Below are 12,970 nucleotides of genomic sequence, written 5' to 3' on the forward strand. Positions count from 1 at the left end.
AATGAGGGTCAATAGTTTAACGCTGAAGTGCTAAAAATATGCAAGCAATTCGATGTAATGCCTTGTGTTATTGTATTTTTGCACTCCATTTAAAGGAACTATGCGCACAAAATCGCTAAAGAAGAACAAAATCAATGTGGTGACCTTGGGTTGCAGCAAGAACGTCTACGACTCGGAAGTGTTGATGGGACAGCTGCGTGCCAACAACAAAGAGGTGGCCCATGAAGAGGAAGGCAATGTCGTGGTGATCAACACCTGCGGATTTATTGCCAATGCAAAGGAAGAAAGTGTCAACACTATTTTGGACTATGTACAGCGAAAGGAAGCTGGGGATGTGGACAAGGTTTTTGTGACAGGTTGTTTGAGCGAACGCTACAAACCTGATTTGGAGAAAGAGATTCCCAATGTGGACGAATATTTTGGTACAAGCGATCTTCCCAATTTGTTGAAGGCCCTAGGTGCCGATTATAAGCACGAATTGATTGGCGAGCGTTTGACGACCACACCCAAAAACTACGCGTACCTTAAAATTGCCGAAGGATGTGATCGACCTTGTTCTTTTTGTGCCATTCCTCTAATGCGTGGAAAGCACCGAAGCACACCAATTGAAGAATTGGTCGCTGAGGCTGAAAAATTAGCTGCCAATGGTGTTAAGGAACTCATTTTGATCGCACAGGACCTTACTTATTATGGTCTTGACTTGTATAAAAAGAGAAACCTGGCGGAATTGCTCCAAGCCTTGGCCAAGGTAGCGGGTATAGAGTGGATTCGTTTGCACTACGCTTTCCCTACGGGCTTTCCGATGGATGTTTTGGAGGTGATGCGCAACGAGCCGAAGATTTGTAATTATATCGATATCCCCCTACAGCACATATCCGATGCCATACTTAAAAGTATGAGACGTGGCACCACACAGGCCAAAACCACGAAATTATTGAAGGACTTTAGGGAAGCTGTACCGGAAATGGCCATCCGGACTACCTTGATCGTGGGATACCCAGGAGAAACCGAGGAAGATTTTGAAACCTTGAAACAATGGGTCGAGGATATGCGTTTTGAGCGTTTGGGCTGTTTTACTTATAGCCACGAAGAGAATACGCACGCGTATAATTTGGAGGATGATGTCCCCGAAGAAGTAAAGCAAGAGCGCGCGAACATCATTATGGAAATCCAATCACAGATTTCTTGGGAATTGAACCAAGAAAAGATAGGGAAAACCTTTCGCTGTATCATCGATAGAAAGGAAGGGAACCATTTTGTAGGGCGTACCGAGTTCGATTCCCCTGATGTGGACAACGAAGTGCTGATTGATGCCACCAAACATTACGTAAAAATCGGGGACTTTACCAATATCAAGATTACCGATGCCTCCGATTACGATTTATTTGGGGAACCTGCTTAAACGTCGGTAGCCAAATCGATTGATTCTTTTTCCAGAGGATTCTCGGCAGAGAGCAAGGCGGTTTTGATCACATCGCTCCAAATGGCATATCCTTTTTTGTTGAGGTGCAATCCGTCCGACATGTACAAATCGGGTTTCGGGCGGTTGTCTGCAGTGATCATTTGTCCAAAAACATTGATATACTGCGCATTCAGCTCTCCGATTACGTATTTGGACAACAACAGATTGGTCTCAATGATTTGGGGAATCATTTCCTCGCGTTCCAAACTGGGTTTCAAGCTTACAAAGGCCAGTTCCACCTCGGGATATTTTTTGATAATCATTTGAACCAGTTTGTTGCAGTCGTTCAAGACCTCCTGTGGAGACTTGCCCTGTGCAAGGTCGTTTTCCCCGGCGTACAGTACAATTTTGTTGGGTTCCGCACCATTGAAGATTTCATCAAAATAATGAATGCACCAGGCATAGGTGGACCCACCAAACCCTAAATTGAGCACATTGAACGGGAATAAATCCTTTTTCATTCCTACCCAAAGGCGTACTGAGGAACTTCCATAAAAAATAATCAGATCACTTTGATCCTCCAGACTGCGGACACGTCTTTTCAAGCGCTTTATTTCGTTGCGCCAAATTTCTGGAGGCTCTTCCAATACAGTGGGGACAGGCTTCATGTACAATTCCTCGGCTCGTTTTCTTGCCTGTTCCACATAGTCCGCATACGTATGTTGATAATCCTTCACAAAATGGTACAGATCACTTCCCGTCTCCGATAATTTCTCGCTCAGTTTAAAAGGTTGGTGGACCTTACAGTAAAAAAGGCCATCGGAAATGCGCTTGTCGAAATTTACCAAGACAATGGGAACAATGTAAGGTTCATTCTCCATGGATTGAGCGAGTTTGAAAACCCCCATTTTAAAAGGCCCAGGGGATTCCTCGGTAGCGTAGGAAGTTCCTTCGGGACTAATGACCAAATTGTGTCCGTTATGTAAATATTCAGCGGCCGTTCTATAAAATATGCTTCGGGTTTCCTTTTTGCTTTGTTTGTCCACGGTCTCCGATTCTTTGGTGTAGACATTGATGTAACCCAACTTGTTGTAATAGTTCTGATGACCGTATTCTTGTCCTCTTCCTATTCGTACGGTCCGAATACCGGGGTCGCTGTATTTGTCATCCAATATTTTGGCACTGATGAAATGCGAATCCAACGTAATTTGAAATTTGTTGTTGAGCGTATAAAAAGGATGGTTGAAAAGGTGGTTATAGATGAAGATACATCCGCTTTTCTCCGGAAGATTGTCCGATCCTTCAATTTTGTGTTGCACGTGCTCAAATGCTTTTTTTGTTGCTGTAGCACATGATTTTCGGACATCCAAGCCCGGTTCGTTTTTCCTTTCCGCAACCGTTTCATAAATCCGTTGGAGGCCTTTGAGGAACTTTAGCTCCTGCATATCTTCTTGTAAGAGCTCCAAGCTCAGCGAAGCGATGTGTCGTTCCAAATGCGAACCATTGTTGATGAGTTTGGAAAGGGCATCGTACCCCAATTGTTTGGTGTTGGTGTTCGATAGCAAATGCCCAACCTGATGTAGGGGAGAGGAAAGGGCCAAGCGTGACTTGTTATTCTCGATCAATTGATAGACCGCTTGCAGATTGTGTTTGCCCAAAAGTCCCAAATAGCGCACAAATGCCGCATTGATCTGATTGCCCATCAACCACAATAACCGCATAAAGAAGTTATGCGCAAAAACGGAGCATTTGTCCAGCAGATGAAGCAAATCCTTTTGATGGATAAAATAAATGGATGTTTTTTGGGTGGTAACGGCGGAGCAAATATCTTTTTCGCCCATAGTGCAGGACCAACCAAAAATAAAGCCCGGGTTGTTGATGGATCGTTGGCGTATCTCGATGTTTCCTTCCAACCGTTTGATGGCCACTTCCCCATGAATCAAAATAAAGAGTCCGTTGGTAAGCCTGTCTTGTACATAAAGAACTTCGTCAGGTTCATATTCGCGTCGCTCGGCTATGGAGGCAATTTGGGACAGTTGTTGGTCATCAAAATAATCCAAAAAAGGCGAGCGCCGCATCAATGAGACCACTTCGGCCTGCTCGGTATCCGGTCCTATAAAAAACTCACGGTCTTTTTGCAGGGGGCGATAACGTGCAGCTTGCAATAAATCGGTCTGCTTTAAAAGCGCTTGCCGCAGTTGGTGGTATAGCGAACGACTTACTTTGGTAATGGTTTGGTTGTTGTCATCATTTTCCAAATGATAGATCATGGCTTCGATGGGTACTTCAAAAAAAGTAGCCTGCTCGGAAGCCACCACAATTTTGTACGTATACCTTTTTCTATCGTTGAGACCATTGAGGCCCAAGGTGCTCATGGGTTCTGAAATTTGGCAGACCAGAACTTCTTCTTCGGGATCTTTGCTAGTGGTATAATAATCGAAAGTTCCTTGTAACAACCATCGGAACGTGTTCACTTTGGAATGTATGTTGCAAATGGTATGACCCTTTTCGTATTTGTAAAGGGTTCCGGTGGGAAACTGTTTTTTCAGATAATTGATATCCGTTTCAATCTGATTCACAAGCCTTCTTCAAGTATGGGTTGGTACGGTTAACTTCATCAAAAAAAAGCAGATGGGGAAAGTATTTTGAAATAAAAATCAATTTGAAAATATGGAGGTATGATGATAGTGATATTTCTAAAATTCAGATGGCATATTGGTCAATCCCTCATTGTGGAGCACCTGAAAAATGTCAGTTTTTGGTTGTGGCAATAGTGCTGGGACACCTCATAATCAGGTTTCTAAAAACTGACATTGGTCATGGTATTTGGAATTACTCTTGGGTACTTTTAGTACTTCAAAGGGAAGATGTGAACCAATTCTTCTTTTGGCACCTACAGGAAACAAGGAAAATTTACAATTAACTATAACAACTATGAACCAAAATCAAAATAAACTGAAAGCAAGTGTTACCCTGCTTCGCATATTTATTGGGTGGCACTTTTTATTTGAAGGTGTGGTGAAGATGTACAATCCCGAGTGGACATCCTTCGGGTATTTGGCCACCGCACAAGGACCTTTTGAGTGGTTTTTTACCATGTTGATAGGCGATGCAGCCATAGGTTGGGTGGATACACTCAATATTATTGCGCTTATGGTGGTAGGGGTAACTTTTACCCTGGGAATTTTTGAGCGTATCGGTGCCATTGTGGGCGTTGGCCTTTTGGCCCTGTATTTTTTGGCCCATCCACCGTTTCCAGGCCTTACCCAAATGAACGTTGAGGGAAACTATTGGATCATCAATAAAAACCTGATCGAGCTTGTGGCCTGTATTGTAATTTATCAGTTGCCTACGGGAGCTTACTTTGGCTTGGATTATCTCAGAAAGAACAACCTTAAAACTCAGGAACAATGAAATGGACTAGAAGAGACCTTTTAATAGGATTGGGAGGCCTGCCCGTGCTTGGAGCTGTATGGTGGGCTGGAGCGGCGACCTCAGTTGGATCACAAAAAAAGCGTTCCGAAATATTGGAACAGCTCAATATAAAACCTTCTTTGCCACCTGCAGTACCCGGAATAGGGGGAGACCCGGTAAGAATCGGGGTCATTGGATTTGGAATTCGCGGAGAACAGTTGACCAGAGCTTTGGGTTTTGCCACCGATGAATGGAAGGAAGAAATGCGTTTGGCCGCCGAAGAGGACCCCAACAATAAAAGATTGGAAGATTTTGAAGCACAGGAACGGCTCAATGTGAAATTGGTGGGTATATGCGATGTATTCGATGTACGTGCGGAGAAATTCATTAATTCATTCTCTACGGATGACAATCAAATCAAAAGATATTTGACCTATAAGGACATGATTCAAAGTGGTGATGTGGATGCGGTAGTGATTGCGACACCGGACCACTGGCATGCCCCCATGTCCATCGAAGCATTGAACAACAATGTGCATGTGTATGTGGAAAAACCGATGACGCACACTGTTGCGGAAACCTATACGTTGCGTGATGCTGCCGAAAAATCCGAAGCGGTATTCGCTGTGGGGCACCAACATAGACAAACTCTGAGCTTTAGTACCGCCCGAGATATTGTGGACAAAGGAACGCTGGGCCATGTGTCATTGATCCAGACAAATACCAACAGGAACGACGACAACGGTGCCTGGAACTATGATATGCATGAGAAAGCCAGTCCTGAAACCATTGATTGGGAGCAGTTCTTGGGTTCTGCACCAACAGTGCCGTTCAATAAGAACCATTTTTTCAGATGGCGTAAATGGTGGTCCTATGGTTCCGGTCTTTCGGGGGATCTATTGTCTCACGATTATGATCGTTTGAACTGCGTGCTAAATATGGGGATTCCTGCATCTGTAAGTTCTTCGGGAGGTATTTACACGCATAACGATGGACGAAATGTGCCCGATGTGATTCAAGTGAACATGGAGTTTCCAGATTTCAGCACAGGAAGTAGTCAAGCCAAGGGCAAGGAAAATGGTATGACCTTTTGCTATAGTGCTACTTTGGGTAACGGGTTCAGCAGACCTACTATTTTGATGGGGCACGATGCCACCATGGAATTGGGCAATAGATTGACCGTTTGGCCCGATGGCGCATCCACCCGATATGCCGATATGTTGGAAGCTGAAAAAATGAATCCCAATGTACCTATTTACCAATATGACCCTGCGGCCAATGCAACGGATGCCGTGTCTTCGGCCACATCGCAATACTTTGCAGATAAAGGTTTAATGTGGACCTATATTGATGGGGTCCGGGTAGATTCCACCTTCTTGCACATGCGGGAATGGTTGAGCGTTATCAAAAACGGTGGAAAAGTAAGCTGTGGTATCAAAGAAGGGTTCGAAGAGGCTATTTCTGCGCACATGGCGGGACTGTCCTGGAAACTGGGCAGAAAAATAGAATGGGATGCCGCAAGCCAAACCTTGAGACCAATTGAAGGAATTGACTTTGACCAAGTGCTCTTGGCCAATGAAAAATGGAACATACAACCAGAAATGGTTGGGTGAGGTTTCTTGATTTTTACGGATTCTAGTCCGGAGGATGGGATGTTGCCAAAGGGGATTTCACTCCTAAGGCAATGTCCCATTCGTATTTTTTCGGTGTGGATTTAGGTTTCCATATTGTATACCTCGCCTCTATGGGGTTTAAGGATGTCCTTGACCTCTTTCAGTTCAAATTCGGCCACTACCAAATAGGCGATACTATGGGTGGGACTGAAATGCTCCACACCTCCCAAATCATATTTCAACTCCTCCACTTCCACAAACTCCTTGAGGTGTTTCAGGTAGTGTTCGGCAATCTGTGCGGCAGTTGGTCCTCTAAAGTCCCAAATAATCTTGATTTTTCTGTCCAAAAGTTTTTCCATTGTTGTTATGAATTGAGCACGGATGTGCCATTTTCGGCGAACGCCTTGAAGTCCTCCATGTATTTTAAAGATTGTTTTTTAAAAGCGCCCGGCATCAAAAGTCCCATCAGCTTCATTCCGAATCCCGAGAATTGAAACTCCGATTCGGATATCCAACGGGTAGCACCATTTTCTTCCTTAAAGTAATTTTTTTGAATGTTGTGAACACCTTTGGTGTCGTATGTCATGTGCATTTCTTCGGGAAGGTTCCTTTTAATGATGGTCTCCACCATGTCCATCTTCCGTTTTCCCATTTCGTAACTTAGACTCATCCGGGAGCCTTCTTGCCCAACGTTGGTAGATAATTGTTCGTAACCAATAAGTCCTTTCTGCCAATGCTTCATGTTGTCTGGGGCATCCATTTTTTTGATGAATTCCGCTCTGGGAACATCAACAACGATTTCGGTAGTATACTTCATGTTTGGTTTGGTTTCGTACTAAAGTAGCAATTTCTTGGCATCTATTTCCAACTAAAAATCTGTTAAGGAAATTAGAACCTTCTTGTAAGGGATTTTGTAATTGTTATTTTTGCGAAATGCTTAAGCACCAAAAAAATACGCTTATCATCCTTTTCGCTTTGGCTTCGGCCTTATTTGTTTCTTGCGAGGGCATGTTCAATAAGGCGGAAGAAAAAGAACCACTGGCAAGGGTGGGCAATACTTTTCTGTATAAAGAGGATATTGCCTCTTTGATCAGGGATGACATGACAAAGGAGGACAGCACTGTTTTTGTGACCAATTATGTCAACAATTGGGCATCCAAACAATTATTGTTGTCCAAATCGAAAATCAATCTGCCCGAAGAAAAATTGGCCGAGTTCGATCGTTTGGTGTCCGATTACCGTGCTGACCTATACACACGTGCTTATATTGAAGCATTGGTCAATCAATCCCAAGATACTTCCGTAACCAAAAGCCAGCTTGAAGAATTCTATGAGCGGGAGAAGGAAAACTTCAAACTGAACGAAAAACTCGTCCAGCTGAGGTTTGTGGGTATGTCAGAGCAGTTTTTAGATCGTGATGGGGTTGAGGCCAAAATCAAAAATTGGGACGATTCCGATAAAAGGTACTTGGACTCCATAGCAGTACAGTTCAAAAAAATCCATTTTAATGATTCCATTTGGGTAAGTGCTTCGCGGGTAATCGAAGAAATACCCCCATTGACACAGGCAAATGAGGAAACTCACTTAAAAAAAGCACGATTTTTTGAGTTACAAGACTCGTTAGAGGTATATTTGGGCTGGGTAACCAATGTGTTGGAAGTCAATGAAACAGCACCTTTTGATTATGTAGAGCCGGATATTAGGCAATTGATTTTGAACAGGAGACGGTTGAACTACATCAAAAGACTGGAAACCGAAATTATAGATGAAGCTATTAAGAAGAATGAATTTGAGGTTTATGATAAAGAAAATTAAAGGACTGTCCGTGGCATTTTTTGCAATGCTCGGAATGGTACAGGCACAGGAAGCAGACCAGGCATTGGGTGTGGACAATTCCACAAGCAACACTAAAAAAGTGAAATTGGATGGTATTGCCGCAGTGGTCGGGGACTATGTGATTTTGGAATCGGATATCGATAAAACATTGATCGATCTTCAAAATCAAGGGGCATCCACCGAGGATGTGACCCGTTGCAGTCTTTTGGGCAAACTGATGGAAGATAGGTTGTACGCCCACCAAGCCGTCCAGGATAGCTTGTTGGTGTCCGATGATATGGTAAACGCCCAAAGTGATAGACAGATTCAGCAGTTGACCCAGGAAATAGGCAGTGTCGAAAAAATGCTCAGGTACTACAAAAAGTCCGATATGGAAAGCTTTCGAGAAGAGCTTTTTCAAATCAACAAGCTGCGTATGCTCTCTGAAAAAATGCAAGGTGAAATTGTGGAGTCTATCGAAGTGACCCCAGAGGAGGTTCGTCAGTTTTTCTATAAGATTCCAGAGGATGAACGACCTGTTTTTGGTGCAGAATTGGAAATAGCACAGATTGTGAAGCAGCCAGAAGCCCCTGAGGAGGAAAAACAAAAAGTAATCAATCAATTGAAGGAGATTCGTCAAGATGTTTTGGAGAACGATGCCAGTTTTAACGTGAAGACGATTTTATACTCTCAAGATCCAGCTAAAAAATCCAATGGGGGATTGTATAGTATTACCAAGGAGACCCAATTTGTAAAGGAATTCAAGGATGTTGCCTTTAGTCTTCAGGAAGGGGAGATATCAGAGCCCTTTGAGACAATGTTTGGATATCACATTTTATATGTTGAGAAAGTACGGGGACAAGAAAGAGATGTTCGACACATCCTTATGATTCCGGATATTCCCCAAAGCGCCATAGACAAAGCGGTAAGTGAATTGGATACCATTCGCCAGCAGATTTTGGATGGAAAATACACCTTTGCCGAGGCCGCACTGAATTTCTCCGATGAAAAAGAGACCAAGTTCGATGGTGGATTGCTCCGTAATCCCATCAACTTTGATTCCCGTTTTGAGTTGACCAAAATGGACCCGACACTCTACAACCAAGTAAGGGATTTAAAAGATGGGGAAATCTCCCGCCCACTTCGCGAGAATGATCAGAGAGGTGGTCCTCCCAAGTTCAAGATCATGAAGATTTCCAATCGATATGACGAACATGAGGCGGATTTTGCCAAAGACTACATTAAGATTCAGGAGTTGGCGCTAAGGGAAAAGCAGTTCAAAGCCATCAAGGAATGGATGGACGATCATATCGAAGACACTTATATCCATGTGGATTCAGAAAGTAGGGCTTGCGATTTTGCAAACAACTGGGTAAAGGAGTAATCGTATGTCGGATGTAGTAGCGGTAGAGAACCTGGTAAAAAAGCATCAGGAACTGAAAAAGGAGATTGCCAAGGTCATTGTGGGCCAAGAAGCGGTAATCGAACAAATACTATTATCCATTTACACGGGAGGACACTCCCTGCTGATCGGGGTGCCCGGTTTGGCAAAAACCCTGATGGTCAATACCATTGCACAGACTTTGGGTTTGGACTTCAAAAGAATCCAGTTCACTCCGGATTTGATGCCCAGTGATATTCTGGGAAGCGAAGTGCTGGATCAAAACCGCAACTTCAAATTTATAATGGGACCCGTTTTCGGAAACATCATCTTGGCAGATGAAATCAACAGAACCCCGCCTAAAACGCAGGCAGCTTTGCTGGAGGCCATGCAGGAACGTGCGGTGACCATTGCCGGAAAGCAATACAAGCTCAACCGACCCTATTTTGTGCTGGCCACCCAGAACCCCATTGAACAGGAAGGAACCTATCCGTTGCCGGAGGCTCAGCTGGACCGTTTTATGTTCGCCATCGAATTGAAATATCCTTCGGTGGAAGAAGAGATTCAGGTGGTGAAATCCACCACTACGGATGATGAGGTTCAGATAAACACACTGTTCAATGCGGATGAAATCATCGAAGTACAACATTTGATCAGGCGTATACCCGTGCCCGACAATGTTGTGGATTATGCTGTCAGGTTGGTCAATAGGACTAGACCGGGGCAGGAAGGTGCATCCGACTATGTGAAAAATTACATTGATTGGGGTGCAGGGCCCAGAGCATCACAGAATCTGGTTTTGGCAGCCAAGGCGCACGCGGCCATCAATGGGAAGTTCTCTCCCGACATCGAAGATGTCAAAGCGGTTTCTTTGGGAATACTTCGTCACAGGATACTAAAAAACTACAAAGCTGAGGCTGAAGGCATCACTGAGGAAAAAATTATCACGGAATTGTTGTAAAAAATACGAAAGTCAGCACTTATTTAGTGCGATTCTAATTCCAAAATACTTCACGATTTAGTAAATTTACCGAATTACGAAAATCTTAAAAAACTCAATTATAGAATGGCATTTGATATAGACATGATTAAGGGTGTCTACGCCACCATGGGTGAACGCGTAGAAAAAGCCCGTGAGTTGGTGGGCAAGCCCCTGACACTTTCCGAAAAAATACTATACTCTCACCTTTGGGACGGTAAAACAGAAAAAGCATACGTAAGAGGCAAGGATTACGTTGATTTTGCGCCCGATAGAATTGCTTGTCAAGACGCAACGGCGCAAATGGCCCTGTTGCAGTTTATGCAAGCGGGTAAAGACAAAGTGGCCGTGCCAACAACCGTTCACTGTGATCACTTGATTTTGGCAAAACAAGGTGCAGCTGCGGATTTGAAGCATGCCAACGAGACCAGTAAGGAGGTTTTTGACTTTTTGGGGTCTGTATCAAACAAATATGGTATCGGGTTTTGGAAACCAGGTGCCGGTATTATTCACCAAGTGGTTTTGGAGAATTATGCCTTTCCAGGAGGTATGATGATAGGAACCGATTCCCACACTGTGAACGCTGGTGGTTTGGGAATGGTGGCCATTGGTGTAGGTGGAGCAGATGCTGTGGATGTTATGGCCGGAATGGCTTGGGAACTTAAATTCCCTAAGTTGATCGGTGTAAAGTTGACCGGAAAACTATCCGGTTGGACCGCACCGAAAGATGTTATTTTGAAAGTGGCCGAGATTCTTACCGTAAAAGGGGGAACGGGAGCCATTGTTGAATATTTTGGCCCGGGAGCAACTTCCATGTCCTGTACGGGTAAAGGAACCATCTGTAACATGGGTGCTGAAATTGGAGCGACCACGTCAACCTTTGGTTACGATGAATCCATGGAGCGCTATCTAAGAGCTACCGATAGATCGGATGTAGCAGACGAAGCCAATAAAGTGAAAGAACACTTGACCGCTGATCCAGAAGTGTACGCCAATCCAGAGCAGTATTTCGATCAAGTGATCGAAATCAACCTGTCTGAATTGATGCCTTTATTGAACGGACCTTTTACCCCAGACTTGGCTACCGAAGTAGGTACCATGAGGGAAAAGGCGGAAAAGAATGATTGGCCTTTGGCCGTTGAGTGGGGATTGATAGGTTCCTGTACCAACTCTTCCTATGAAGATTTGTCGAGAGCATCATCCATTGCACAACAAGCCTTGGACAAAAAATTGAAAACTAAAGCTGAATTTGGTATCAACCCAGGTTCGGAACAGGTAAGATACACTACGGAGCGGGACGGTATCTTGGACATATTCGAAAAATTGGACGCCAAGATCTTTACCAATGCCTGTGGACCATGTATCGGCCAGTGGGGCCGTTATGAAGACCCCAAGAATGCGCCAAAGAACAGTATCGTGCATTCCTTTAACCGAAACTTTGCAAAGCGTGCCGATGGTAATCCAAATACCCATGCATTTGTGGCATCACCGGAAATGACGGCTGCCATAGCCATTGCCGGTCGTTTGGACTTTAACCCGTTGACGGACAAGTTGATCAATGAGGATGGTGAGGAAGTGATGTTGGACGAACCGACAGGATGGGAATTGCCACCGAAAGGTTTTGAAGTAAAGGAAAACGGCTACGAAGAGCCTCGTGAAGACGGTAGTGGAGTAGAGGTGATTGTTGCCGAAGGTTCCGAGCGTTTGCAATTGTTGACGCCATTTGAGCCTATCAAAGCAAGTGACCTTCAAGGTATGAAGCTTTTGATCAAGGCATTCGGAAAATGTACCACGGACCACATTTCCATGGCGGGACCTTGGTTGCGTTTTAGAGGGCACTTGGACAACATTGCCAACAACACCTTGATTGGAGCCGTGAACGCCTTCAACCAAAAGACCAATTTGGTAAAAAGCCAGCTGACCGGCGAGTACGGAGGGGTTCCGGATACGCAGCGTGAATACAAGAAAAAAGGAATCATGACCGTTGTTGTGGGTGACCATAACTATGGAGAAGGTTCTTCACGTGAGCATGCGGCCATGCAGCCAAGACATTTGGGCGTTGCTGTTGTATTGGTGAAATCCTTCGCAAGGATCCACGAGACCAACTTGAAGAAACAAGGTATGTTGGCCTTGACCTTTGCCAATGAGAACGATTACGATTTGATTCAAGAAGACGATACCTTCAACATTGTTGATGCAGCTGAGTTTGCACCGGACAAGCCTTTGACCATCGAAGTGGTGCACGCTGATGGAAGCAAGGACACCATTAAGGCAAACCACTCCTACAATGATGCGCAGATCAAGTGGTTCAACGAAGGTTCGGCCTTGAACTTGATCAAGAAACAGAATGCTTAATTGTATCTAAT

At 44.2% G+C, this 12,970-nt stretch carries 10 protein-coding genes; 7 read left to right on the top strand and 3 right to left on the bottom strand.

The window, feature by feature from the left end:
* Positions 1 to 100: 100 nt before the first annotated feature.
* The gene (gene rimO / locus EO132_RS14640) at positions 101 to 1,402 is read left to right on the top strand and encodes a 30S ribosomal protein S12 methylthiotransferase RimO (RefSeq protein ID WP_127138565.1); all 1,302 of its coding nucleotides are present in this window, start codon (positions 101 to 103) and stop codon (positions 1,400 to 1,402) included.
* On the opposite strand, the gene EO132_RS14645 is transcribed toward rimO, so the two are convergent.
* The gene (locus EO132_RS14645; RefSeq protein WP_235856475.1) at positions 1,399 to 3,981 is read right to left on the bottom strand and encodes a cyclic nucleotide-binding domain-containing protein; all 2,583 of its coding nucleotides are present in this window, start codon (positions 3,979 to 3,981) and stop codon (positions 1,399 to 1,401) included. The two genes, rimO and EO132_RS14645, sit on opposite strands and share 4 nt — an antisense overlap.
* 355 nt (positions 3,982 to 4,336) lie before the next feature.
* On the opposite strand from EO132_RS14645, the gene EO132_RS14650 reads away from it, so the two are divergent.
* Both EO132_RS14650 and EO132_RS14655 read left to right on the top strand, forming a co-directional pair.
* Positions 4,337 to 4,816: a DoxX family membrane protein gene (locus EO132_RS14650; protein WP_127138566.1), complete on the top strand. Its 480-nt coding sequence runs from the start codon at positions 4,337 to 4,339 to the stop codon at positions 4,814 to 4,816.
* On the top strand, positions 4,813 to 6,429 hold the full coding sequence (locus tag EO132_RS14655; protein ID WP_127138567.1) for a Gfo/Idh/MocA family protein: 1,617 nt from the start codon (positions 4,813 to 4,815) through the stop codon (positions 6,427 to 6,429). The genes EO132_RS14650 and EO132_RS14655 overlap by 4 nt, the downstream gene beginning before the upstream one ends.
* Positions 6,430 to 6,530: 101 nt before the next feature.
* Here EO132_RS14655 and EO132_RS14660 read toward each other — a convergent pair whose 3' ends face one another.
* Both EO132_RS14660 and EO132_RS14665 read right to left on the bottom strand, forming a co-directional pair.
* A complete protein-coding gene (locus EO132_RS14660; protein WP_127138568.1) occupies positions 6,531 to 6,788 on the bottom strand; it encodes a hypothetical protein in 258 nt (85 codons plus the stop codon).
* A gap of 5 nt (positions 6,789 to 6,793) precedes the next feature.
* Positions 6,794 to 7,246, bottom strand: coding sequence for an SRPBCC family protein (locus EO132_RS14665; RefSeq protein ID WP_127138569.1), 453 nt, complete (start codon positions 7,244 to 7,246; stop codon positions 6,794 to 6,796).
* 116 nt (positions 7,247 to 7,362) lie between these two features.
* Between EO132_RS14665 and EO132_RS14670 the strand changes: the two genes are divergently transcribed.
* From EO132_RS14670 to EO132_RS14685, 4 genes are all read left to right on the top strand, one after another.
* Positions 7,363 to 8,244: a peptidyl-prolyl cis-trans isomerase gene (locus tag EO132_RS14670; RefSeq protein WP_127138570.1), complete on the top strand. Its 882-nt coding sequence runs from the start codon at positions 7,363 to 7,365 to the stop codon at positions 8,242 to 8,244.
* Positions 8,228 to 9,628, top strand: coding sequence for a peptidylprolyl isomerase (locus EO132_RS14675; RefSeq protein WP_235856476.1), 1,401 nt, complete (start codon positions 8,228 to 8,230; stop codon positions 9,626 to 9,628). The genes EO132_RS14670 and EO132_RS14675 overlap by 17 nt, the downstream gene beginning before the upstream one ends.
* 4 nt (positions 9,629 to 9,632) lie before the next feature.
* On the top strand, positions 9,633 to 10,586 hold the full coding sequence (locus tag EO132_RS14680) for an AAA family ATPase (protein WP_127138571.1): 954 nt from the start codon (positions 9,633 to 9,635) through the stop codon (positions 10,584 to 10,586).
* A 105-nt stretch (positions 10,587 to 10,691) separates the two neighbouring features.
* Positions 10,692 to 12,959 (top strand): aconitate hydratase, encoded by a 2,268-nt coding sequence (locus tag EO132_RS14685; RefSeq protein ID WP_127138572.1) that lies wholly within the window; start codon positions 10,692 to 10,694, stop codon positions 12,957 to 12,959.
* Positions 12,960 to 12,970: the final 11 nt, after the last annotated feature.

It is taken from the genome of Flagellimonas oceanensis, assembly GCF_003992595.1.
Classification (GTDB): Bacteria; Bacteroidota; Bacteroidia; order Flavobacteriales; family Flavobacteriaceae; genus Flagellimonas; species Flagellimonas oceanensis.

Excerpts from the sequence above, each read along its gene's own strand:
- EO132_RS14685 (WP_127138572.1), top strand. The coding sequence starts at position 10,692 with ATGGCATTTGATATAGACATGATTAAGGGTGTCTACGCCACCATGGGT.
- EO132_RS14655 (WP_127138567.1), top strand. The coding sequence starts at position 4,813 with ATGAAATGGACTAGAAGAGACCTTTTAATAGGATTGGGAGGCCTGCCC.
- rimO (WP_127138565.1), top strand. The coding sequence starts at position 101 with ATGCGCACAAAATCGCTAAAGAAGAACAAAATCAATGTGGTGACCTTG.
- EO132_RS14650 (WP_127138566.1), top strand. The coding sequence starts at position 4,337 with ATGAACCAAAATCAAAATAAACTGAAAGCAAGTGTTACCCTGCTTCGC.
- EO132_RS14680 (WP_127138571.1), top strand. The coding sequence starts at position 9,633 with ATGTCGGATGTAGTAGCGGTAGAGAACCTGGTAAAAAAGCATCAGGAA.
- EO132_RS14670 (WP_127138570.1), top strand. The coding sequence starts at position 7,363 with ATGCTTAAGCACCAAAAAAATACGCTTATCATCCTTTTCGCTTTGGCT.
- EO132_RS14665 (WP_127138569.1), bottom strand. The coding sequence starts at position 7,246 with ATGAAGTATACTACCGAAATCGTTGTTGATGTTCCCAGAGCGGAATTC.
- EO132_RS14660 (WP_127138568.1), bottom strand. The coding sequence starts at position 6,788 with ATGGAAAAACTTTTGGACAGAAAAATCAAGATTATTTGGGACTTTAGA.
- EO132_RS14675 (WP_235856476.1), top strand. The coding sequence starts at position 8,228 with ATGATAAAGAAAATTAAAGGACTGTCCGTGGCATTTTTTGCAATGCTC.